We start from the raw sequence: 22503 nt of genomic DNA, 5'->3' as shown, positions 1-22503 counted from the left end.
GTCCGTGACGACCCCCGGGGGCGGAGGGGCCGCGATCCTCACGAACCCAACCGCGCCGGCGGCCATCACGACCGCCGCGGCGACGCCCGGGACGGCGATGCGTCTGCGCAGCCGGCGGTACGCTCGGCGACGCGGCTCGTCCGGGTCGGGCTGGGTGACGTGCCGGAGGCTCGCGGAGCGCAGCTCGGCGAAGGATGCCGCCAGAGGATCCGATCCCTGGTCGTGATGGTTCATCTCAGTCCGCCGTCCTTCCGGTCGGTCGGCGCTCGCCTGGCTCCTGGGGGTCGTGGTCGGCGAGCCGGGTGGCCAGCGCGGCACGGGCGCGATGCAGCCAGGACTTGACCGTGCCGGGAGCCACGCCGCAGTCCTCGGCGATTTCGTTGACGGTGAGTTCGGCCAGGTAGTGGAGCACGACCGCGCGTCGTTGGTCGGCCGGGAGCGTCCCGAGGGCCGCGGTCAGCGCGACCCGCTCCGGGCCGGGGCCGTCCACCACATCCAGCCGCTGCCGCTGCTGGAACAGCCGGGCGGTACGCACCCGACGCCACCGGCTGGCGCCGGCGTTCCACGCCACCCGGCGGACCCAGGCCACCGGATCGTCGTAGCGGGCGATCCGATGCCAGCGGGGCCACGCCCGGCTGAACGCCTCCTGCACCAGGTCCTGTGCCTCGCCCATGTCTCCGACGAAGGCGTACAGCTGCACCACCAGAGGCTGAAAGTGGTGGCGGTAGACCTCGTCGAAGCCGGGACCGGAATCCTCCTCCACAGCAGCCCTCACCTCGATCGTCAGTCGTTCCGGAGGCATCGCGGCGACGTGAGTGGGAGTGCGCGGCCGCGGGGTCACCCACGGCCGCGCATCTGACTGCGTCATCGTCAGTCGACGACGGCGGTGACGCGGAAGTCGGCGGAGTTGTCGCTGGGATCGACGTCGGTCAGCTCGTCGCCCCACCCGAACACCGCGTACAGCCGCACCGACCCTGAGCCGAGGTCACCAGGGGTGACCTCTGCGGGTGCCCGGAGCAGGAGCGCCACGGCGCGCTCCTCACCCTCCATGAACCGCCCACCGGCCACCGCGCAGTTCGCGGCGCAGGCCTCCTCCGGCTCGATCCCGACGAGGCTGACCCCGGCCGGCAGCCTCGGGTCCAGCCAGTACGCGTCGTGCGCCGCGTCGCCCGCCGACCGCACCGTCACCGGCAGCCGGCCCAGCCAGCTCCCGTCCTCCTGGCGGGAGAGGGTGGCGGACCCGACCGCCAGCGACGCGTCCGTCTGGGTGTCCCAGACGTACGGCTGCGGACTGCGCAGCGAGCCGGTGGTGGACCGGAACAGGGTGGCGAACCCGCTGGTGTCGTTGGCCGGGTTCGCGTCCCCGGTCTCGACCGTCAGCCGGCCACCCGTGGCGCGCATGGCGTGGGCCTGCGGAGTGGTCAGCACCCGGAAGTCGACCGTGAACCGGCGCCGCTCGCCGCGCTGCAACGCGCCGCCGGGCACCAGGCAGTCGATCGTGCGCAGCGGCTGCGGGCTGCCGAAGATGCACGCGTCGGCGGGCGTCAGCCCGGCGAACGCGCCGGGTACCGGCTCGGTGAGGGTCAGGTTCAGGTAGGAGGCCTTCGCGCCCCGGTAGGTCACCGTCACCGGCAGGCTGCCGGCGTACCCCCGGTCGGTGGGTTCGAGCACCAGCCGGCCGACCGACACGGACGTGTCGCCCGGCGCGACGGCGGCCTGTGCGGCCGGCACGGCTGTCCCGAACAGGGCGACCCCCGCGCCCAGGACGGCGGCGACGAGCCGACGGGTTGTGGTCGTGGTCATGTCTGGTCCTCCGGATCCCCGTGGTGCCGCCGGCGGTACCGCACCGTCGGCGGTGTTACGGGCAAGACACCTGATGACCCTCCCGGCGGTTGCAGCAAGATGTACGCCGATGGATGTCACGTAGGTGACAGCTCCGCCCGGGAGGAGCATCTGGAGGATCCGCTTGGACGACGCGAGCCGTTACCTCGAATTCATCCGGGCCGGACGTCGTCGCGTGCGAGCCGCGAGCACGCGTCAGGGGCAGGGTCCTCCCGCGCAGACGTCGATGATCTTGCCGGTGAGCAGGAACGTCGCCTTCTGCTCCTGCGCTCCGGGCTGGGCGCGCGCGAACTCGTGCGGATCGTCGCCGTACTCCGGGCCGGCCGGGGCGAGGTTCGTCGTCGGCGGAGCGTACGCCGCACCGCTGTTCCAGATCACGATCGCCGAGCCGGTGTACGGGTACGACCGGATCGGTGCGATTCCCCAGTACGGCTTCACGTCGAGTGACCAGCCGTCGGCGAGGGCAGGGGTGTGCAGGCGGGCGCCGATGGTGCGCGCCTGCACCTCGGCCGCCGCGGGGGAGACCTGGTGGTCGCCGAAGGCCACGTGCATCAGCACCTGATGCGCCGGGGTGCGCGGCAACGGGTTGTCGGTCATGTGCTGGGCGTACCCGTTGGCCTCGGACCGGTCCCAGAGCATCTGCAGCAACGCGAAGATCAGTTGCTGGTCGACCTTGTCCGGATAGGAGCCATCCATGATCGTCTGGAAGGGGGCGAAGTCCACGCTGCGCTGCAACAGCGTCGAGTAGTTCATCGCCGGCACGCCGAGCACCGACCTGGTCCAGTCCTGGGCGATGGCGGTGAGCGCGCCACCGTTGATGCCACCCTGGCTGTTGCCGTCGTAGTGCAGCCCGCCGGCCACGTCGATCAGCGGTTGCCCGTCGGCGTTCTGGAACGCCGGGTCGGCGGCGAACCCGTTCGGGTGGATCATCGCCCGGCCCAGGAAGAGGAAGTTCAGGAAACTCTGCTGCAGCCGATCCGCCACCGCGGGAAAGGCGCTGAGGTCGCTGAAGGCGCCGGCCACGTACGGGACGTCGGCGGCGGCCATGCCGATCCAACTGGTCGCGCAGAAGGTGAAGTCGTACGTGGCCGACATGGTCTTGACGTTGCCGGCGTTGATCTCGGTCGGTCTGCCCAGCAGGCCGTGGCCGTAGAGCGAGAGGTGCGCCGGATTGGCCGCCGAGGCGTTGCGCGGGATGTTGCAGACGAAGTCCGCCCGCAGCGTCGCGCCGGACGGAGTGGGCAGGGAGTACCTCGTCGGTGCTGTCCCGTCGCCGCCGGCCGGCCCGTAGTGCAGCCGCGAACCTGGCTCGCCGCTGCCGGTCAGGTAGGACGGTACGCCGATGGTGCCGGTCACCTGCCGAGCAATCCGCGCATCCTGCTCCGGCGGGTAGTCGGTCACCTGGGTGACGGTGATCGACGGCGCCGCCGCGCCCAGGGTGGCGAAGGCGGTGTCGCGGATCGCGAGCATCCGCCCGGTGAGGCCCTGCCGGCTGGCCACCGTGAAGTCCCAGGCCAGGTGGAGGCTGTGCCGCTTGACGCCGATCCTGGTCAGGTCGGCGAGGATCCGCTTGATCTGCGGCGTGCGGCGGTCCCGGGGGTGGAGACCGGCGCCGGTGACGTACCTGCGGAACGCGGCCGGCGCCGGGATCAGCTTCCCGCTCCGGTCGCGCATGTCACGCAGGCCCACCACGTACCGGGTGCCCTCGGCCAGCGCCACCGCCGGCCGGATGATGAGCAGCTGGCGGTCGGGCTGGTCGGCGGCGTGCGCGTCCAGCTCCGCCCAGTACGGGGTGCGCCTGCCGGTGGCCGTGTTGAGCAGCACGATCGGCGCGTCCGGGGCCAGCGACCGGCCGATGTCGGTGACCGGAGCGATCCCCGTGGCCGCGGCGTCGAGGCGGGGCACGCGTACCAGGATCGGTGAGCCGGGGCTGAACCCGTCCTGCCGGTTCCACTCGGCCGGGTTGATCGGGGTGCCCTGCACGTTGGCGGGCATCGAGGACGGCGCGAGTTGCACGCGTCTGCCGGTGCGGCTGGCCCGATCGGGCACGGTGAAGTAGTCGTTCGGAAAGGGCAGCAGGCACGCGGTCGGGTCGATCGGGTCGCAGCCACCGTGGGTGGCCGGTTGCGACGGCATCGCGGGGGGTGCGCCGGCGGCGGCCGTGCCGAGCAGTACGGCACCGACAGTCACCAGCACGGACACGGCGAGACGGAGCCGTACGGGGGTGGTCACACGCATCTCCTTCGATGGCGGACGGAGCGTGGTGTTCTTCCTACGCCGCACGAGTGATCGCGGCAAGACCCATCGACGCCGGCGTCCGTATCATCGCGGCATGGTGCTGAACCCGGGGGTACGGTTCAGCCGCCGGGCGGCGCTCGTGGTCGCGGGCGGGTTGCTCGTCGGGTGCTCCCGGCAGCCCGAGGTCGACCGGGTCCACCTGCGACTGGCCACCGGGCCGGCGGGTGCGGTATACCGGCGCATAGGTGGTGCGCTGGCCGAACACATCTCCGAGCAGGTGCCGGGCGCCACGGTGACCACCGTGCCGAGCGGGGCGTCCACCGACAACATCCGGATGCTGCGGGCCGGCGAGGTGCACCTGGGGCTGACGAGTCTGGACGCCCTGATCACGACCGACGGCACCGCGCCCGAGGGGCTCTCGGCGATCTGCCGGCTCTACGACAGTCACCTGCATCTCGTGGTCGTGGCCGGTTCGGCGATCAGGGAGTTCCGGGACCTCGCGGGCAGACGCATATCCCTCGGCGCCCGTGACTCGGGCACCGAGTTCACGTCGCTGCGGGTGCTGGAGCTCGGCCCGGTGAACGCCGACGGTCGGTACCTCAGCCAGGCCGAATCGGCGGCGGCACTGCGCGACGGCAGGATCGACGCGATGTTCTCCCTGACCGGCGTCCCGACACCCGCCATCACGGACCTGGCGCAGCGGCACCCGATCCGGCTGATCCCGTTGGACGCGCAGGCGGACGCGCTCTTCACGGCGTACCCGGGTCCGTACGCTCCGGCGATGATCCCCGCGACCGCCTACGCCGGCGTCCCGGCCACCCGCACCATCGCCGTGCCGAACGTGCTGCTCGTGCGCAACGACCTGCCCGACGATCTGGTCTACGCCATCACCGACACGATCTTCACGCACACCGGCACGATCACCGCCGCAGGCCGCGACGACGCCGAAGCCGTTCCGGAGGCGTGGCGGATCAACGTGCGCACCGGTATCTCCACCGCGTCGGTCCCGCTCCATCCGGGCGCGGCAGCCTGGTTCCGGGACCGCAAGCGCTGACCCCGGGCCGAGCGGGCCGGGGCCTCAGACCGGCGACGGAGCCGGGTCGCCGGACGTCGACGCCACCCGCGCAACGGCCGGCATCGCGACCACCGCGGCGAACCCGTGCCCGGACCCGTCCGGACGCGGCAGGCCCTTCTCCAGCCGCAGCTCGCCCCCGGCGGCGCCGACCAGGTCGGCGCAGATCGCCAGTCCCAGGCCGGTCCCGGACACGTTCTGGTGTCGCGGCGACCGCCAGAACCGTCGTAGCGCCTGGGCCCGCTCGGAAACGTCGATCCCCTGGCCGTCGTCGCGGACCGCGACGGTGACGACCCCGCCGGCCGCGGAGCCGTTGCCGTGCCCGGCGCTCGCGTCACCGGGGACGATCCGGGCGCTCACCTCCACCACCTGCGCGTCCGACAGCCGTAACGCGTTGCTGATCAGCTCGTCCAGGACGCTGCCCAACCCGCCCGGCGGCTCCAGCAACCGCAACCCCGGCGGCACGTCGACCGCCAGCGTCTGTCCCGCCGTCGCCGTCAACGCGCGCCACCGGTCCACCCGGGTCGCCAGCACCGCGTCGAGATCCACCGGCGACGCCGTCCGCATGCTCTCCATCCGCGCGCTGGCCTGTAGCGAGTTCAGCATCCGCTGCATCGCCTTCAGCTCGTCGACGGCGACGTCGTACACCTGCCGCCCGTCGCCGTCGGGCCGCAGGTGTGGTGCGAGGCTCTCCACCGCGAGCCGGAGGCTGGTCAACGGGTTGCGCAGCTGGTGCGACGCGTCGGACACGAACGCCCGCTGCCGCTGGACCGCGTTCTCCACGGCGTCCATCATGGTGTTGAACGATTCCGCCAGCCGCCGCAGCTCGACCGGGCCGGCCTCGGCGTCGGCGCGGATCGTCAGATCGCCCTCGGAGATCCGCGAGGTCGCCGCGTCCAGCTTCCGCACCGGCCGCAGCACCCACGCGGACACCGGCCAGGCGACGGCCGCCAGCGCGATCAACGGCAGCAGGCCGAGCCCGGCGAGCCAGGCCCAGCGTACGAGGATGTGCTCGCGCGTCCTGGACAGGTCGGAGATCGTCACGACGGCGCCGACCACCTCACTGTCCCGGCCCACCGGCTCGGCCACCACGAGTGCCGAGTCGTCCCACGGCGCCCACTCCCAGGACGGTTCGGACCGGGCCCCAGCCAGCGCCGCGGTCACGATCCGGGGCAACGCCGGCTCGGCCCGCGCCGCCTCCTGGTACGCGTCGGCCGGTCCGAGCAGCACCGTGCCCGACGTGTCGATCACCGCTGCCGGGATGCCGTACAGCTCGTGGTAGCGCGTCAACTCCTGCTGCAACGCCTCGGTCCGCCCCCTCGACAGCGCGGTCTCGGCCAGCGATGCGAACCGGCCGACGTCGTTGAGCCGGTTGACGTACGTCTCCTGCATCTCACGCTCGGCCACGGTGACGCTGAGCGGCACCCCGAGCGCCGCGACGAGCAGCACTGCGATGGGAACCAGCACGATGAGCAGGCGGCGGTGCACGGCGCGTCAGCCGATCAGCTCCGGCTGGTCGGCCAGGAGCCGATAGCCGACACCGTGGAGCGTGCGGATGACCACGTCCGGCCCCAGCTTGTGGCGCAACGCCGCGATGTGGGTGTCCAGGGTGCGACTCGACGACTCCCAGGTCGCGCCCCAGATCTGGTCGAGGATGACGTCGCGGCTGACCACGTTCGGCGCCCGTCGGGCCAGCAGCAGGAGCAGCTCGAACTCCTTGCGGGTCAACGGCACGGGCGTGTCGCCGACGGTGACCTCGCGGGTGCCGACGCCGATCCGCATCGGGCCGATGACGAGCGGCTCGTCCGGGTGGCTCAGGGCGCGAGCGGTCCGGGTACGCCGCAGGACCGCGTCGATCCGGGCCAGCAACTCCGGGACGCCGAACGGCTTGACGATGTAGTCGTCGGCGCCGGCGCGCAGGCCACGGACCCGCTCGTGCTCCTCGGATCGCGCGGTCACCGCGATGACCGCGGTCTCCGGGCGGTCACGCAGTTTGCGGATCACGTCGAGCCCGTCGCCGTCCGGCAGACCCAGGTCGACGAGGACCACGTCGGCCGGCGCCGCACGCACGGCCTCCGCGGCGGTGGCGATGCGGTGGACCTCGAAACCCGCCTGGGCCAGCACGGTCACCAGACCGCGCGCCACGCGGTCGTCATCCTCGATGACGGTTATCCGCATACCGGCGGATTGTACGGCCTGTATCGACGCTCATGTCAGCCCTGGAGTTCTTGGGATTCCTCTGACATCGAGCGCATTCCTTGGGATTTCTCTGACACCATCCGCGTCTCCGCCCGCCGAGACTGAGGCCCGACAACGCGCACGCGCCGACGAGGAGGCCTCGATATGACAACGACCAGGCATCGGGTCGCCGCGCGGATGATCGCCGCGGTCGGCGCCCTCTCGCTCCTGGCCGCCTGCTCCGGAAACGGCGGCGGTGGCAGCGGCGGCGACGCCTCGAGCTACCCGGACCAGAACATCACGATCGTCGTGCCGTTCAGCGCGGGCGGGCCCACGGACACGGTCACCCGCATGATCGCCGAGCCGATGGCCGCCAAGCTCGGCGGCAAGATCGTCGTCCAGAACGTCGAGGGTGCCGGCGGCACGGTCGGCGCCGGCGAGGTCTCGCAGGCCGATCCGGACGGCTACACCGTGCTCATGCACCACATCGGCATGTCCACGGCGCCCGCCCTGTACAAGAACCTCGACTACAAGCCGCTCGAGGACTTCAAGATGGTCGGGCTCGTCACCGAGGTGCCGATGACCGTCGTCGCCCGCAAGGACTTCGCACCCGCGACGCTCCAGGACCTCGTGGCCCACGTGAAGGCGAACGCCGACAAGGTCACCCTCGCCAACGCCGGCATCGGCGCCGCCTCCCACCTGTGCGGCCTGCTGTTCCAGACCGCTGCCGGGGTCAAGCTCCAGGAGGTCCCGTACCAGGGCACCGGCCCCGCGCTGACCGACCTCGTCGGCGGCCAGGTCGACTTCATGTGCGACCAGACGACCAACACCAGCGGCCAGATCGCCGCGGGCAAGGTGAAGGCGTACGCGGTCACCACGCCGGAGCGGGTGAAGAGCCTGCCGGACCTGCCCACCACGGCCGAGGCCGGGTTGTCCCAGCTCCAGGTCAGCGTGTGGCACGGTCTCTACGTCCCGGCCGACACGCCGGACGAGATCATCCAGAAGCTGTCCGAGGCGCTGAAGGTGGCCCTGGCCGACCAGGGTGTCATCGACCAGATGGCCAAGCTCGGCACCGCGCCGGTCCCGGCCGAGGACGCGACCCCGCAGGCGCATCGCGCCAAGCTCGAAGAGCAGCTCGGCACCTGGGCGAAGATCATCGCCGACGCCGGGGTCACGGTCTCCTGAGGTGGAGCGCCGTCGGTCGATGCCGGACGTCCTCGCCGGGGGAATCTTCGTCCTGATTGGTGGTGCCTTCGTGTGGGGGGCGCTCGGCTACGGGTTGGGCACCCCACTACGGATGGGCCCCGGGGCCTTTCCGATGCTGGTCGGCGCGACCGTGGCCGTCCTGGGCCTGGCGATCATCGGCAAGGGACTCGTCGCCGGCGAGGTGACCTCGTTCGGGGCGATCCCCTGGCGAGCGGTCGCCGTCATCGTGCTCGCGGTCCTGTTCTTCGGATTCACCGTCCGGCGCCTCGGATTCGTACCGACGTCGGCGGTGACCGCCCTGCTCACCACGCTGGCCAGCTCCCGCGTACGGCTGCTCACGGCCGTGGCCGTGGCCGCCGGGCTGACCGTGGCCAGCACGCTCATCTTCGTCGTCGGACTGCAGCTGCGGATCCCGCTATGGGGTCCGTGGCTGGGGTTCTGACGGGACATCCGGATTGAGGCATGGAGCTTCTCGACAACCTCGCGCTGGGCTTCTCGACCGCCCTCCTGGTCCAGAACGTCCTCTACTGCTTCGTCGGAGTGCTGCTCGGGACCGCGGTCGGCGTGCTGCCCGGCATCGGGCCGACAGCGACGGTGGCGATGCTGCTGCCGATCACGTTCAGCTTCGAGCCGGTCACGGCGTTGATCATGCTGGCCGGTATCTACTACGGCGCACAGTACGGCGGCTCGACGACCGCCATCCTGATCAACCTGCCCGGTGAGTCGTCGGCGGCGGTCACCGCGCTGGACGGGCACGAGATGGCCCGGCAGGGTCGCGCCGGCCCGGCGCTGGCGGCCGCCGCGGTCGGGTCCTTCATCGCGGGTACGGTGGCCACCGTCGCGCTGGCCGTCGCGGCCCCACCGCTGGCCAGCGTCGCGTTGCGGTTCGGCCCGGCCGAATACTTCTCGCTGGTGCTGTTCGGCCTGATCGTGTCGATCGCGCTGGCGCGCGGATCGGCGCTCAAGGCACTGGCGATGATCGCGCTCGGCGTGCTGCTCGGCACGGTCGGCCAGGACATCTACACCGGCACGCCCCGGTTCGTGTTCGACCAGCGTGAGCTGTACGGCGGCATCAACTTCGTGTCGGTCGCCGTCGGCATGTTCGGGGTGGCCGAGATCCTGCGCAATCTGGAGAACGAGCGGACCCGCACGGCAATCGTCAGCACGGTGAAGAACCTGTGGCCGACCCGCGAGGACCGCCGCCGGATCGTCGGCCCGATCCTGCGCGGCACCGGTCTGGGCGCCGCGCTCGGAATCCTGCCCGGCGGCGGCCACGTGCTGGCCTCGTTCACCTCGTACGCCGTCGAGAAGCGGATCTCGAAGCGGCAGCAGGAGTTCGGACGCGGCGCGATCGAGGGCGTGGCCGGTCCCGAGTCGGCGAACAACGCCGCCGCGCAGACGTCGTTCATCCCGCTGCTCACCCTGGGACTGCCCGCCCACCCGGTGATGGCGCTGATGGTCGGCGCGTTCATCGTCCACGGCATCACCCCCGGCCCGAACGTCATCACCGACGAGCCGGCGCTGTTCTGGGGCCTGATCGCGTCGATGTGGATCGGAAACGTGCTGCTCGTACTGCTGAATCTGCCGCTGGTCGGCATCTGGGTGCGCATGCTGCGCATCCCGTACCAGGTGTTGTTCCCGATGATCATCTTGTTTGCGGCGATCGGCACCTACTCGCTGAGCTTCAACGCGTACGACGTGTACGCGATCGCGTTCTTCGGGATCCTGGGCTACATCCTGATCAAGTGCGGCTGCGAGCCGGCGCCCCTGCTGCTCGGCTTCGTCCTCGGTCCGCTGCTGGAGGAGCACCTGCGGCGTGCGCTCATCATCTCGCGCGGCGACGCGTCGGTCTTCCTGACCCGACCGATCTCCGCCGTGTTCCTGGCGCTGGCGGTGGCGGCGCTCGTCGTCGCCGTCCTTCCGACCATCCGCAAGCGCCGCGAGATCGTGTTCGCCGAGGACGAGAGCCTCGACGGGATCCCGAACCCGGTGCCGCCGCCCAGCCCGCGGGCGCACGACGACCTCGACGAGCTGCCGCCACGGGTCCCGCCACAACGCTGAGCACGGATTTGGTGAACATCATCCGCGGTTTCCTGGTCGCGAAGGTGACTGAGTCGGGGTGCCGGCCGGGCCTAGCATCCGGCCATGGAAGCCCTGTTCCAATTCGCGCAGGTCAGGCAACCGCTCACGACCGACGCTCCGGAGGCGCTCGACCTGAGCGCCGACACGGAGCTGCAACAGCGACTGGCCGCGGTCGCGTCCGAACCGGACTCCCTCGCGCGAAGGAAGCGCCTGGCGGAGGAGTTCGCCGCCGGTCCGCACTATGTGACCGGGGAGGGGACGACGGGCGTGGTCGGGGCGACGCGCGCCGTGAGCGAGGCGCTGGCCCGGTCCGAGAGGCCCCTCGACCTCGCGGATCTCCTGGGCCGCCCGGTCGCCGACTTTCTCGCGGATCCGCAGACGGTGGCGGGCATCGCCGACATCAAGGACAGCGTCCTGGTGGTCAAGCTGCTGCCGGCCGAACACCGCCGCCCGATCGCCCGTCTCGTCGACGCCCTGCGCATCCACGACTACATCTCCTCGGGCGAGAAGCGCCTGTTGCGGATCGTCCGCCTGCCGGACTGGTTCGGACGCGGGCCCCGACCGGCGTCGCCACCCCGCGATCCGGTCGTGATCAGAGACCGGCTGGCAGAGCTGGCGGCCCGGCATGAGGCCGTCGACGCGGCGATCGCCGAACTGGCGGCCGTGCCCGCGAGCGGCTTCCGGCGCACTGCCCAGCGCGAGTATCCACAGGTGCTGCCACCGGAGAACCTGCGACCGCAGGCGCTCTTCGAGCGTGACCTGACGATCCGCCGCAAGGAACTCGAGCTGTCGCTGAGGCTGCCGGACCTGCCGTCGCCGGCACCCGGCATCCGGGCGCAGCCCGGTGCGGAGATCGCGATCAGTGGACGCCCGGAGTTTCTGCCGATGACGGACCCGGTCGGGGTACGGCTCGACACGGCCACCGTCGACCGGCTCGACGGTCGCACCAAGGAGGCGCTCCAGGGCCTCAAGGTCGATCCGTCCGACCATCTGCCCGACGTCGTCTCCGCCCTGCTACGGGAGCGACGCGCGCTGCACGAGTCGGCGCAGAGCCTGGTGGGGTCACTGTTGCCCCGGGCCACGTGGTGGCGACGCGGCGACGTCGTCGTCTCACGCGCCAACGGCCTGCTCGCGGACGTTCGCCGCCGCACCCCGCGGGAACTGCTCGACCTCTTCGACCCCCTGGAGAGCCCGCCCGTCCCGGACCCGGTCCCGCGCACCCACGCCGATCTGGGCCCCGCCGGCGTCATGGACCTGTACGTGGTGCGCCAGCAGCTCAAGGGCTACGCACGCGACGAGATCGCGTACGTCGAGAACGTGATGCGCAGCGAGTCGCGGGACCGGGTCCGGCGCACCCGGACCGAGACGGAGACCATCTTCGTCCAGGAGCGGGAGCAGGAGCACGAGGAGAGCAGCTCCCTGACGACCACCGATCGCTTCGAGATGCAGCGCGAGGCACAGTCCCTGCTGCAGGAGCGCTCCGACGTCAAAGGGTCGCTCACGGTCTCCGGCAGCTACGGGCCGACCGTCGACTTCCAGGCCAGCGCCGAGGCCGCGTGGACGCGGAACACCGAGGAGAGTGAATCCTCGGCGAGCACGATGGCGCGCGAGGTGACCCAGACCGCCGCCGAGCGGACCGCCGAACGCATCCTCACCCGGCAGACCCGCCGCACCACCACCGAGGTGGAGGAGACCGACCAGCACACGTTCAACAACACGCTGGGCGCCGAGCACGTGGTGGGCGTGTACCAGTGGCTGACCAAGGTCTACGAGGCTCAGGTCTACAACTACGGCAGGCGGACGCTGTACGACGTGCTGGTGCCCGAGCCCGGAGCGCAGCTCATCGAGGCGTTCCGCCGCAGCCGGGCCGAGGTCGTCGACATCGTCGAGCCGGTGCCGTTCTCGGTGCGCCCCGAGGAACTGCACCCGGACACCTACCAGTCCTTCGTGACGATGTACGGCGCCACCGGCATCAAGCCGCCGCCGCAGCCGTTCGCCACCGAGGCGTACGACTTCCACACCGGCGGCGAGGAGTCGACCCAGGAGTTCACCGACTCCACCAGGGTCAAGGTGCCCGACGGATACCGCGCGGTGCAGGCATCGGTCGGCGTCGTCACCACCATCTGGGACGGCTGGAGCGTCGATGTCGTCATGGGGCGACGTGCACACCGGTTCGGCCAGGGGTCCCCGTGGGTGTGGATCACCGACCTGGACGGGGAGACCGAGGCCGTCCCGTTCGCGCTGACCACCGACAAGGTCGGACACATCGCGTGCGCCGTCGAGGTCACCTGCGCCGCGACGCCGCGCGCGCTGGCCGTCTGGCAGCACGAGACCCATGCCCAACTGGTGGAGGCCTATCGTTCGCGACTGTCCGAGTACGAAGCGAAGCTGGCCACCGCCGAGGCGACGGCGCCGCCCGTGGTCGTGAGCCGGGAGGCGTACCGCAACCGGGCCACGATGGTCGACGAACTCAAGCGGATGTGCGTCACGCTCCTGACCGAGCAGCACTTCGAGCTGTTCGACGCCACGACGACGGGCCCGGACGGGCTGCCCCGGATCCGCTTCGACCAGGCCGGCATCGAGGGCGCCTACGTGCGGTTCTTCGAGCAGGCCTTCGAATGGGAGAACATGTCCTGGGTGTGCTACCCGTACTTCTGGGGACGGCGGTCGAGCTGGCTGGAGCGTCTCGACATCCGCGACGGCGACCTGGAGTTCGAGGACTTCCTCAAGGCGGGTTACGCACGGCTCGTCCTGCCGGTCCGGCCCGGATTCGAGCCCGCGGTGGACCATTTCCGCAAGACCGGCGACCCCTGGCAGGGTGGTCCGCTCCCGACGGTCAGCGACGACACGTACCTGCCGATCGCGGACGAGATAGCGGAACGGCTGGGCGTGCCCGGCTCGGAGGTTCCCGTCGGAGAGCCGTGGGAGGTGCGGGTGCCCACGAGCCTCATGCACCTGCGCACGGCGGAGGGGTTGCCGCGCTGGACGAGACAGGCCGACGGGCACTGGGTGCCTGACGAGGAGCCGTAGGGTGCTTCGCGACGGCGCCACCTACGCGTCGATGCCCTCGCTGGCCGGCGCCCTCGCGTTCAGCGGCCGGTTGCTTCCGGCCGACAACCTCGCCCGCATCACCATCACCGACACCTCGCTGAAGGTCTCCTGGACCTGGACGATCCGCCCCGGGCGGGCGAGCGCGAAGCGCTGGAAGGAGCTGGGCATCCCGCCGGTCGTGTGGCACTGGCTGCCGGCGGCAGGCGGCCCGGCGAGGGTCACCTATCCCGAGTCGCCGGTCTTCCGGCGGCCGGTACTGCTGATGGCGTTGGCACGGGACGTCACCGTGCAGGTACGCCGGGACCGGCCGTCGTTCACCGCGTTCCGCGTCGCGCGACCCCGGTCCCCGTTCTCGGCGGTGACCACCTCACCCGGGCCCTCCTGCCAGTGCCACCCGTCGCATCACCAGCGCCGGCCCATGTCCGACCTGCGCCACGACGTCCTCGATCCCGACACCCTGCTGTGCGACCTCACGCCCCAGGTCACGGTGATCCGCAACCAGGATCCGCGGGTGACGCCGTCGTTCGGCGATCCGCAGTCGATTCTCGCGGTGATGGGCACTCCGTACGTGCTCGTCTCGGGGGCCGAGGATCCCGTCCCGGTGGAGGGCGACCTGGGCAGGGTCGCCGACACGATGGCGGTGAGCCTCGGCTACGTCTGGAAGCGGGGACTGCCGCCCGGACTGGTGATCGTGCCGCAGCCCACCGGGGTGGTGATCCAGTCCTGGGAAGGCCGCTTCCAGATACAGGTCACGATCAAGGACCCGGACAAGCCCGCGGCGTACGCCTACTCGGCTGGCTGCCGCGGCTCGGCCAGCCGGATCATCGTTCAGCACGACGACAACGTCACGGTGGCCGTCCGTGCCGGACCGAAGGCCGTCGCGCGGGCGACGTACGTCTACTCCCGCAAGGTCGCGCACGAGAAGGTTCCTCGCCAGGGCACGGACCTCGACCCCGACGTGCGGACCCTCCGTCGCCACGAGCTGCCCGACCGGACGGGCTTCCTGTCCGTGCTCCAGTTGATGATCGAGGTGCCGCTCAGCTTCGTCCCCGTCGTCGGCGACCTGTACGAGCTCGGACAGCTCGCGTTCATGATGGCCACCGGTCGTGACTTCTGGGGAACTCGCGTCACCTCCAACGAGATCATCCTGTACGGAACTCTGTCTGCGGTGTCGGTCGGCGCGACGGCCTATGTCCGCCTGGGCAGAAGTTCGGCGCGGCTCAGCGAGGAACTCGCCCGCATCGAAGGGTTGATGGCTGACCTGCGCCGGGTCGTGGACGACGTCGACACTTCCGCGCGGTCCGGCGCGCTCCTGAAACGGCTCCAGAACCTACCGGCGCCACGACAGGAGAAGCTCGCCAAGATGCTGGAAGCCGCCGCCGGTAACCCCCGTGCGGTCTCGGCGGTGGCCAAGGGCGTCCAGGATGTGCTGCAGGAGGCGAAGAAGGCCTCGAAGCAGGCCGACGACCTCCTCGCCCTTGATGTGCGCGCGCTGTTCACCGAGGACATGGCCTCGTTCGCCAACTCGATGCTGCGCTGGGAGTACGACCAGTACCTCACCATCACGACCCGCCGCGCGACGGTCCCGAAGGCGCCGCTGGACTGGTTGCTCGCCACGGATCGTCAGTGGGTGCACGCCTACCTCACGGCGCACCTGGGCGACGACTACCGCACCGTCATCAAGGCGGCCCACGGCAGGCTGCCGAACCAGGTGACCCTCACGCCGGCGATGCTGGGCCACTACGACAACGTGGCCAGGATGGGTGTCAACCAGTACAACGAGCTCCAGAACCGGGTCCGCGACGTGTCCGGCTTCGGATACCTGTTCGAGCTGGACCACATCATCGAACAGCGCTTTCTCCGGCGGCTCCGCGAGTGGACCGAGGCCGTGCCGGAATACCTGGCCTTCCAGGCCTTCCTCGTGCCGAAGAACGCCGGCGTGGCCGCCGAGATGATCCGTCTGGACCCGTCCTCACACCTGATCCGCTACGTCCACCGGGCGAAGACCGACATCATGCGGACCCTGATCCCACACGGCTCCGAGCACCTCTTCACCGTGCAACAGGTCGCGGACGCGACGCTGTTCACGCTGAAGTCGCTCGACGCGCACACGTACATGAGGACGATCGACGTGCTGGAGGAGGACTTCCGCTTCCTCGCCGAGGCCCTCGGCCAGAAGATGCCACGCCTCCGGCCGTGGGACGAACTCACCGAGAGCCTCTTCACAGCGGCCAACGGGTGGCCGCAGGTCAAGTAGACCCGGGTGATCTGCCGGGCACCCGTTGTCGCGCTGACGTATTCCTCGTAGACCCAGCTGTTGATGCCAATCGATGAGCTGAGACTTGACGAACCGCATGTTATCGCTCACAGTCGATGGCTAGGGACGATGACACCTGTGGCTGACCGGGCAAGCCCGCTTCGTCGACCTCGAAATCACGGCGTGCGCCAGGGCATGCAGACGTCTTGTTAGCGCTGACAATCCTCGATGCATCCGCCCGGCCACGCGTCGCGGTGCGCCCATCTCCGGGTGGACCGTTCGGCTCCTGGTCATTGAGGAGGATCATGTCTGTCTCAGATCGGTCTCCATCGCCCGCGTCGCCGCCCCGGCGGCGTGGCTGGTTGCTACGGGTCGTCGCCACCGGCATGGCGGCGATGGTGGTCGGTGGTGCCGCCGCGGCGGCGGTGTCGACGCCCGCCGCCGCGGCGACGGTCGACACGAGCGCGTGGTACGTGTTGATCAACCGCAACAGCGGCAAGGCCCTGGACGTCTACAACCTGGCCACGAACGACGGCGCGCGGATCACCCAGTGGGCGCGGAACAACGGCAACCAGCAGCAGTGGCAGTTCGTCGACTCCGGCGGTGGCTACTACCGGTTGAAGTCGCGACTGTCCGGCAAGGTGCTGGACGTCTACAACTTCTCGACGGCCAACGGTGCCAGCATCGTGCAGTGGACCGACGGCAACGGGACCAACCAGCAGTTCCGGTTGGCCGACTCCGACGGCGGCCACGTCCGGCTGGTCAACCGGAACAGCAACAAGGTGGTGGAGGTGCAGGGCGCGTCGACCGCCGACGGCGGAAACATCGTGCAGTACGACGACTGGAACGGCAGCAACCAGCAGTGGCAGCTCGTCCGCGTCGACGGCGGGGGCAACCCCACCACGCCGCCGCCCGGCACGTGCGCTCTGCCGTCGACGTACCGCTGGTCGTCGACGGGCCAGTTGGCGAACCCCAGGTCGGGGTGGGTCTCGCTCAAGGACTTCACCTACGCCCCCTACAACGGCAGGCATCTCGTCTATGCCACGACGCACGACACCGGGACGAGGTGGGGCTCGATGAACTTCGGTCTCTTCACCAACTGGTCCGACCTGGCCTCGGCCAGCCAGAACGCGATGTCCTTCTCCGCTGTCGCGCCCACGCTCTTCTACTTCGCGCCGAGGAACATCTGGGTGCTCGCCTACCAGTGGGGTGGGACCGCCTTCTCCTACCGGACGTCGAGCGACCCCACCAATGCCAATGGATGGTCATCCGAGCAGGTGCTCTTCTCCGGAAGCATCTCCGGCTCCGGTACGGGGCCCATCGACCAGGCACTCATCGGCGACAGCACGAACATGTACCTGTTCTTCGCCGGGGACAACGGCAGGATCTACCGGGCCAGCATGCCCATCGGGAATTTCCCGGGCAGCTTCGGCTCGAACTCAACGGTGATCATGAGCGACACCACGAACAACCTGTTCGAAGCCGTTCAGGTGTACAAGCTCCAGGGCCAGAACCGGTACCTCATGCTGGTCGAGGCCATCGGCTCGCAGGGCCGCTACTTCCGCTCGTTCACGGCCACCAGTCTGGGCGGTTCCTGGACACCGCAGGCCGCGACCGAGAGCAATCCCTTCGCCGGCAGAGCCAACAGCGGTGCCACCTGGACCAACGACATCAGCCACGGTGAGTTGATCCGCAGCAACGCCGACCAGACCATGACCGTCGATCCGTGCAATCTGCAGTTGCTCTACCAGGGGCGGTCCCCGAACTCCGGCGGCGACTACGGTCTCCTGCCCTACCGGCCGGGTCTGCTGACACTGCAACGCTGACGGCCTGTCACAGGTCCCAACCGCGACTCGCGATCAGGATCGGGTGGAGATGGCGGGGCGGGCTCGGCGCACGGCCGAACCCGCCCCGCGTACGTCGACTCACCCCAACGCCGCGGCGAGGTCGGCGGCGGCCTCGAACGCGGACCTCGCCCGTACGGTCTCGTCCGCACTGAGCGCGACGTGTTCGGCGCGCTCCAGCATCTCCGCCGCGGTCTCCGGGTCGCTCAGCACCATCGCCAGTTCGGCGCGGTAGACCAGGACCTCCACCCGAGCGACCGGGTCGTCGTCGGCCTGCGGGCGGGCCAACGCGCTGTCGAGGATCCGGACGGCCTGTGCGACGTCGCCCCGGGAATCGGCCTGCACGACAGCGTTCGCCAGCGCCTTCGCCAGACGGCCCTCAGGGGTGGCAGCCGGCGGGGGAGCAGCGGTGGCGTTCTGCACGACGCGGATCCAGTTGCCGCCCGGGTCGATGACGCTGAACCCGCCCAACCCGTCGTAGTTCTTCCGCGCCCTGGGTCGGGTCATCCGCGGTATCCCCGAGACCAGCACCTTGCCGTACGCGGCGCGCATGCCGGCGGCGAACGCCCGGTGCAGGCCGTCGATGTCCGACGTGAGCACGAGACAGGAGCCGTACGACTGGTCGGGCTGGAATCCGGCCATCTCGAAGAAGTGCAGATGCAGGTCCTCGCGCTGCAACGCCACGTACGGGTTGGGCTTGCGCTGGCTGTAGGTCGTGCGGAACCCGAGAACCTCGTAGAAGTCGGCGATGTCGTCGACGGAACCGCACGGCAGCAGGGGAACGGTCACTTCGTTGGTCATGCCTCCCTTCCTAGGCGTCGCGGGGCAACCGTCGCACATGGAAATGGCCGATCGTCGCCGTCGGACGTCCGTTCGGTGGTATTCGCAGGCTGATCACGAGCCCGGCGTTGCTTCCTGATCGGCGACCTGAATGATCGTTCTGCCGGGCGTGCGGCGACGGCGGGCGAACGCGGAGGCCGCCTCGGAGAGCGGTCGCACGGCGCCGACGATCGGGTTGAGCCGTCCGGTCCGGACGCGCTGGGCGAGGTCGGTCAGTTGGGCGCGGTCAGGTTCGACGACGAAGAAGACGGCTCGCCCGTCCCTGGGCTGCACGGTGGGCGGCGCGGCGATGGTGACCAGGGTGCCGCCCGGGCGTACCAGTCCGGCCGATCGATCGAGGATGTCGCCGCCGATGACGTCGAACACCACATCCACCTCGCCGGCCCGGTGCCAGTCGTCGGCCGCCAGGTCGAAGAAGGTCTGCGCGCCGAGGCCGACGGCGACCTCACGGTCGTCGGCCCGGCCGGTGCCGATCACGTGGGCGCCCACCTCCCGCGCGAGTTGAACGGCGATCGAGCCGACCCCGCCCGCCGCGCCGTGAATGAGGACGGTCTGGCCGGTCCGGAGATGGGCGTGGTCGAACAGTCCCTGCCATGCGGTCAGTCCGGAAATGGGCAGCGCGGCGGCCACGGTGTGGTCGATGTCGGCCGCGAGGGGAGCGAGGTTGCGAGCCTCCACCGCGGTGTACTCGGCCAGGGAACCGTCGCGGGCCCAGTCGGTCAGCCCGAACACCCGCTGGCCCACGGTGAGGCCGGTGGTTCCGTAGCCGAGCTCGACGACGACTCCGGACAGCTCGTGCCCGGGAATGCTGGGCGTCCGGTCGCGACCGGCGCGGTCGGTCCACGTTGCCGGCCAGTCGAGCTCTCCGGGGGTGAAGCCGGCGGCGTGCACCCGCACGATGACGTCGTTCTCCGCAGCGTGCGGGTGCGGCATGTCGGTCAGCGTGAGCCCGCTGACACCCGCGTCACGGTCTCGTACGGTGATCGCTCGCATGCTCGAATCCTTTCCAGGAAGGTACGTCGGAATGGGTTGGTGTGGGGCCCGCCGTCGGCGCGCGCTGGCGAAGCCGGTGTCCGATCAACTCGGCCAGGGCGAGCCGACGATGCGCTCGACCGTCGTCACGCGCTGGAAGCCGGGAATGAAGTGTTCGAGCACGTCGGAGTTCACGGTGCCGTTCGTGGTCTCGGGGCGGTTCTTCAGCCCGTCGACGTAGGCTCGCAGGAACCCGTTCTTGAAATCCCCCCGCGGATGCACGGCGAGGATCTCGTTCAGCTGATCGCGTTCGAGTCCGTCCAGGCCGAAGCCGAGCACGTCGGTCAGGACACCGAGGTACGTGGTCGCGATTTCCGGGGCCATCCGGTCGGGGATGCCGGGCGTGGTGTGCAGCGCGATCGCCGTCCAGACGGTCTCGGCGGCGGCCGTCGAAAAACCCCGGTCCAGGAGGAACGTGCGCGCGTGGTCGGCGCTGTCGACCTCGAAGCGCTGCACGACGTCGGAGAAGGGCGTCAGGAGGCCGGTGTCGTGAAACATGGCCGCCAGATAGAGCAACTCCGGGTCCGGTTTCACGTCAAGCTTCTGAGCGTGGATCAGGCTGAAGAGGAAGACCCGCCGGGAATGGTGGTAGATGAGCGGGCTGGTCGACTCCTGGATGCGCCGGGTCGCCTCGGCGACCGCCGCTGTCTCAGGAATCTCCAACCCCGCGATGATCTCTGGCACGATCTTCGACCTTCCGAAATATGGGCACGATCCGTGTCTGCGACCTCCATGCTGCCCACCGATCGTCGTACGGCGCCGCCTTCGTCCGGCCAGGAATCCCTCATATCCGGACAGCGCGAATCGCGGTCGTGTGCTCCATCACGCGCGGCACCGGGATCCGGGTCGGGTCCAGCGCGTGAGTCACCAGTCATCAATCGCGGCACGAGGAATTGCTGGACCGGCCTCCCGGCGGCTGCGGTGTTTGCGGACCCGTTGCGCACGTAATCAGGCGAAGATCACGGACAGTTCGTTCATCCGCAATATTCGTAACGTGAGCAGAACCGCACCCGAGGATTTCCGTTGTCCCCGATAATGGCGTGCTAACAATAAACGGTGTCCATGCCTCCTGTTTCGCCGACCCCTCGGCGGTCAGTGCCGCCGGGGTCCGGCCGCTCATCGCGCGGGTCCGGCTCCGACGGGACGGGGGTGGCGAAGGCCGGCCAGCATCGGGTCGCGATCCTCGTCTACGACGGAGTGACGTTGCTGGACGTCGCCGGTCCCGCGGAGGTGTTCAGGGAGGCGAACCGGTTCGGCGCCGACTATCAAATCTCGCTGCTGTCGCCGACCGGTGCGGACGTCACGTCGAGCCTCGGGATCCGGGTCGCGGTCGACGGCGCCGTGTCCCCGGAGCCGGCCGTCGACACGTTGCTGGTGGCCGGGTCCGACCGGTATCCGCGCGCCCGCGTCCCCGCCGACCTGGCGGACGCCGCACGGATACCGGTGGCGGTGGCCAGCCGGGTCGCCTCGATCTGCACTGGGGCCTTCGTCCTCGCCGCCGCCGGCGTCCTCGACGGCAAGCGCGCGACCACGCACTGGAAGGTCGCGCACGAGCTGGCCGCCCGGTATCCGACGTGCCGCGTCGAGCCCGACGCGATCTATGTTCGAGACGGCACCACGTACACGTCGGCCGGGGTGACGGCCGGCATCGATCTGGCTCTCGCGCTCGTCGAAGAGGACCACGGGCCCGACCTGGCGCGCGACGTCGCCCGCGCCCTGGTGGTGTACATGCAGCGGGCGGGCGGCCAGTCCCAGTTCTCGGCGCCGCTGCAAGGACCGCCGCCCCGCTCGCCGGCTCTCCGTACGATCACCGACCTGGTGACGGCGAACCCGCGCGCGGACCACTCGCTCGGCGAACTCGCGAAACACCTCAACGTGAGCACCCGGCACCTCACCCGGCTCTTCCACGACGAGCTGTCCACGACACCGGCCCGCTACGTGGAGAACGTTCGATTCGACCTCGCCAGGGCACTGCTCGACCAGGGGCACACCGCGACACAGGCCGCGTCCCTCGCCGGGTTCCCCAGCTACGAGAGCATGCGCCGGGTCTTCGCCAGGAAGCTGTCGATCAGCCCGGCCGCCCACCAACGCCGGTTCAGCACGACCCGCCGCGACGACGCGGGTTAGGCACGCGTTTCGGCCACGGCTGATCTGGCCTTCCGCCGAACTTTCCCGTCGACGCAACCTGACGGTCGTCCGGACCCGTCGAGCTTGCGGAGGAGGGAGCCCCGAATGGTGGATGCCGAGCGTGAGTTCGTGGAGTACGTCTCCGCGCGACTGCCGACCCTGCATCGGACCGCGTTCCTGATGTGCGGCGACGCCCATCTGGCCGACGACGTGGTGCAGCAGACGATCACGGCGTTGTACGTGAACTGGCGCCGGGTCAGCCGCGCCGACAACGTCGACGCGTACGTACATCGGATGCTGGTCCACAAGCTCGTCGACGAGAAGCGGTTGAGCTGGGCGAAGGTCCGGCTGCTGGGGTCGATGCCGGAGCCGGAGCGCCCGCCGGTCACGCCGCACGACGAGCTGGCCGAGCGGGACAGCCTGGTCGCCGCGCTCGCCGACCTCCCGCGCGGCCAGCGCACCGTACTGGTCCTGCGGTTCCTGTGCGACCTGTCGCTGGCCGACACGGCCGCCGCGATGGGCTGCTCCGAAGGCAACGTGAAGTCGCAGACGGCTCGGGCGCTGGCGGCGGTCCGCCAGGTGCTCGACGTTACCGAGATGTCGGGGAGGAATACGAGATGACCACGTTGGACGACCAACGAATCGCGGCACTGCTGCGATCGGCGCCGGTTCCGGCGCCGCGGGTCGACGTGGGCCGCGCGATCCGCGACGGCCGGCGTCGCCGCCACCGCCGC

At 70.2% G+C, this 22503-nt stretch carries 18 protein-coding genes; 9 read left to right on the top strand and 9 right to left on the bottom strand.

The genetic code is table 11. From position 1 onward, the window contains the following. The 4 genes from EAD98_RS31475 to EAD98_RS06675 all read right to left on the bottom strand — a co-directional run. Positions 1 to 234, bottom strand: a 234-nt coding sequence (locus EAD98_RS31475; protein WP_233583737.1) for a hypothetical protein, incomplete at its 3' end; no start/stop codon positions are given. Between the two features lies 1 nt (position 235). Beyond that, positions 236 to 802, bottom strand: coding sequence for a SigE family RNA polymerase sigma factor (locus EAD98_RS06685; RefSeq protein ID WP_121653179.1), 567 nt, complete (start codon positions 800 to 802; stop codon positions 236 to 238). 68 nt (positions 803 to 870) lie between these two features. Then, positions 871 to 1803: a hypothetical protein gene (locus tag EAD98_RS06680; RefSeq protein WP_121653178.1), complete on the bottom strand. Its 933-nt coding sequence runs from the start codon at positions 1801 to 1803 to the stop codon at positions 871 to 873. Between the two features lie 234 nt (positions 1804 to 2037). Beyond that, positions 2038 to 4080 carry a hypothetical protein gene (locus tag EAD98_RS06675; protein WP_233583736.1) on the bottom strand — a complete coding sequence of 681 codons (2043 nt, stop codon included), beginning with the start codon at positions 4078 to 4080 and terminating at the stop codon, positions 2038 to 2040. Between the two features lie 94 nt (positions 4081 to 4174). Between EAD98_RS06675 and EAD98_RS06670 the strand changes: the two genes are divergently transcribed. After that, entirely contained in the window at positions 4175 to 5134 is a 960-nt protein-coding gene (locus EAD98_RS06670; RefSeq protein ID WP_121653176.1) for a TAXI family TRAP transporter solute-binding subunit, read from the top strand. 24 nt (positions 5135 to 5158) lie between these two features. Here the strand turns inward: EAD98_RS06670 and EAD98_RS06665 are convergent, their stop codons facing one another. Then, the gene (locus EAD98_RS06665; protein WP_199723313.1) at positions 5159 to 6619 is read right to left on the bottom strand and encodes a HAMP domain-containing sensor histidine kinase; all 1461 of its coding nucleotides are present in this window, start codon (positions 6617 to 6619) and stop codon (positions 5159 to 5161) included. Between the two features lie 27 nt (positions 6620 to 6646). Further along, positions 6647 to 7330 carry a response regulator transcription factor gene (locus EAD98_RS06660; RefSeq protein WP_121653174.1) on the bottom strand — a complete coding sequence of 228 codons (684 nt, stop codon included), beginning with the start codon at positions 7328 to 7330 and terminating at the stop codon, positions 6647 to 6649. Between the two features lie 165 nt (positions 7331 to 7495). On the opposite strand from EAD98_RS06660, the gene EAD98_RS06655 reads away from it, so the two are divergent. The 6 genes from EAD98_RS06655 (at position 7496) to EAD98_RS06630 (ending at position 17752) form a co-directional block, all read left to right on the top strand. Next, positions 7496 to 8515, top strand: coding sequence for a tripartite tricarboxylate transporter substrate-binding protein (locus EAD98_RS06655; protein WP_199723312.1), 1020 nt, complete (start codon positions 7496 to 7498; stop codon positions 8513 to 8515). Position 8516: 1 nt separating this feature from the next. Beyond that, positions 8517 to 8978 (top strand): tripartite tricarboxylate transporter TctB family protein, encoded by a 462-nt coding sequence (locus tag EAD98_RS06650; RefSeq protein WP_121653172.1) that lies wholly within the window; start codon positions 8517 to 8519, stop codon positions 8976 to 8978. A 20-nt stretch (positions 8979 to 8998) separates the two neighbouring features. Further along, positions 8999 to 10597 (top strand): tripartite tricarboxylate transporter permease, encoded by a 1599-nt coding sequence (locus EAD98_RS06645; RefSeq protein ID WP_121653171.1) that lies wholly within the window; start codon positions 8999 to 9001, stop codon positions 10595 to 10597. Positions 10598 to 10681: 84 nt separating this feature from the next. Beyond that, a complete protein-coding gene (locus EAD98_RS06640; RefSeq protein ID WP_121653170.1) occupies positions 10682 to 13648 on the top strand; it encodes a hypothetical protein in 2967 nt (988 codons plus the stop codon). A 1-nt stretch (position 13649) separates the two neighbouring features. Next, positions 13650 to 15926, top strand: a complete 2277-nt coding sequence (locus EAD98_RS06635; protein ID WP_121653169.1) for a hypothetical protein — start codon at positions 13650 to 13652, stop codon at positions 15924 to 15926. A gap of 305 nt (positions 15927 to 16231) precedes the next feature. Continuing rightward, positions 16232 to 17752: a non-reducing end alpha-L-arabinofuranosidase family hydrolase gene (locus EAD98_RS06630; RefSeq protein WP_121653168.1), complete on the top strand. Its 1521-nt coding sequence runs from the start codon at positions 16232 to 16234 to the stop codon at positions 17750 to 17752. 99 nt (positions 17753 to 17851) lie between these two features. Here EAD98_RS06630 and EAD98_RS06625 read toward each other — a convergent pair whose 3' ends face one another. The 3 genes from EAD98_RS06625 to EAD98_RS06615 all read right to left on the bottom strand — a co-directional run bounded on the left by EAD98_RS06625 (position 17852) and on the right by EAD98_RS06615 (position 20326). Next, positions 17852 to 18571: a VOC family protein gene (locus EAD98_RS06625; protein WP_121653167.1), complete on the bottom strand. Its 720-nt coding sequence runs from the start codon at positions 18569 to 18571 to the stop codon at positions 17852 to 17854. Between the two features lie 93 nt (positions 18572 to 18664). Further along, complete coding sequence (locus EAD98_RS06620) at positions 18665 to 19603, bottom strand: NADP-dependent oxidoreductase (protein ID WP_121653166.1); 939 nt, start codon at positions 19601 to 19603, stop codon at positions 18665 to 18667. Positions 19604 to 19687: 84 nt separating this feature from the next. After that, a complete protein-coding gene (locus EAD98_RS06615; protein ID WP_121653165.1) occupies positions 19688 to 20326 on the bottom strand; it encodes an HD domain-containing protein in 639 nt (212 codons plus the stop codon). Positions 20327 to 20791: 465 nt separating this feature from the next. On the opposite strand from EAD98_RS06615, the gene EAD98_RS06610 reads away from it, so the two are divergent. Both EAD98_RS06610 and EAD98_RS06605 read left to right on the top strand, forming a co-directional pair. Further along, entirely contained in the window at positions 20792 to 21769 is a 978-nt protein-coding gene (locus EAD98_RS06610; RefSeq protein WP_121653164.1) for a GlxA family transcriptional regulator, read from the top strand. 105 nt (positions 21770 to 21874) lie between these two features. After that, on the top strand, positions 21875 to 22390 hold the full coding sequence (locus EAD98_RS06605; protein ID WP_121653163.1) for a SigE family RNA polymerase sigma factor: 516 nt from the start codon (positions 21875 to 21877) through the stop codon (positions 22388 to 22390). The last annotated feature ends 113 nt before the right edge of the window (positions 22391 to 22503 follow it).

The sequence above is a fragment of the Micromonospora sp. CV4 genome (assembly GCF_003667455.1).
Lineage (GTDB): Bacteria > Actinomycetota > Actinomycetes > Mycobacteriales > Micromonosporaceae > Micromonospora.
The sequence above is the reverse complement of the archived record's forward strand: the minus strand, read 5'-3'. Positions and strand labels throughout refer to the sequence as shown.

Excerpts from the sequence above, each read along its gene's own strand:
- EAD98_RS06620 (WP_121653166.1), bottom strand. The coding sequence starts at position 19,603 with ATGCGAGCGATCACCGTACGAGACCGTGACGCGGGTGTCAGCGGGCTC.
- EAD98_RS06625 (WP_121653167.1), bottom strand. The coding sequence starts at position 18,571 with ATGACCAACGAAGTGACCGTTCCCCTGCTGCCGTGCGGTTCCGTCGAC.
- EAD98_RS06640 (WP_121653170.1), top strand. The coding sequence starts at position 10,682 with ATGGAAGCCCTGTTCCAATTCGCGCAGGTCAGGCAACCGCTCACGACC.
- EAD98_RS06685 (WP_121653179.1), bottom strand. The coding sequence starts at position 802 with ATGCCTCCGGAACGACTGACGATCGAGGTGAGGGCTGCTGTGGAGGAG.
- EAD98_RS06670 (WP_121653176.1), top strand. The coding sequence starts at position 4,175 with ATGGTGCTGAACCCGGGGGTACGGTTCAGCCGCCGGGCGGCGCTCGTG.
- EAD98_RS06605 (WP_121653163.1), top strand. The coding sequence starts at position 21,875 with ATGGTGGATGCCGAGCGTGAGTTCGTGGAGTACGTCTCCGCGCGACTG.
- EAD98_RS06680 (WP_121653178.1), bottom strand. The coding sequence starts at position 1,803 with ATGACCACGACCACAACCCGTCGGCTCGTCGCCGCCGTCCTGGGCGCG.
- EAD98_RS06675 (WP_233583736.1), bottom strand. The coding sequence starts at position 4,080 with ATGCGTGTGACCACCCCCGTACGGCTCCGTCTCGCCGTGTCCGTGCTG.
- EAD98_RS06630 (WP_121653168.1), top strand. The coding sequence starts at position 16,232 with ATGTCTGTCTCAGATCGGTCTCCATCGCCCGCGTCGCCGCCCCGGCGG.
- EAD98_RS06655 (WP_199723312.1), top strand. The coding sequence starts at position 7,496 with ATGACAACGACCAGGCATCGGGTCGCCGCGCGGATGATCGCCGCGGTC.
- EAD98_RS06660 (WP_121653174.1), bottom strand. The coding sequence starts at position 7,330 with ATGCGGATAACCGTCATCGAGGATGACGACCGCGTGGCGCGCGGTCTG.
- EAD98_RS06645 (WP_121653171.1), top strand. The coding sequence starts at position 8,999 with ATGGAGCTTCTCGACAACCTCGCGCTGGGCTTCTCGACCGCCCTCCTG.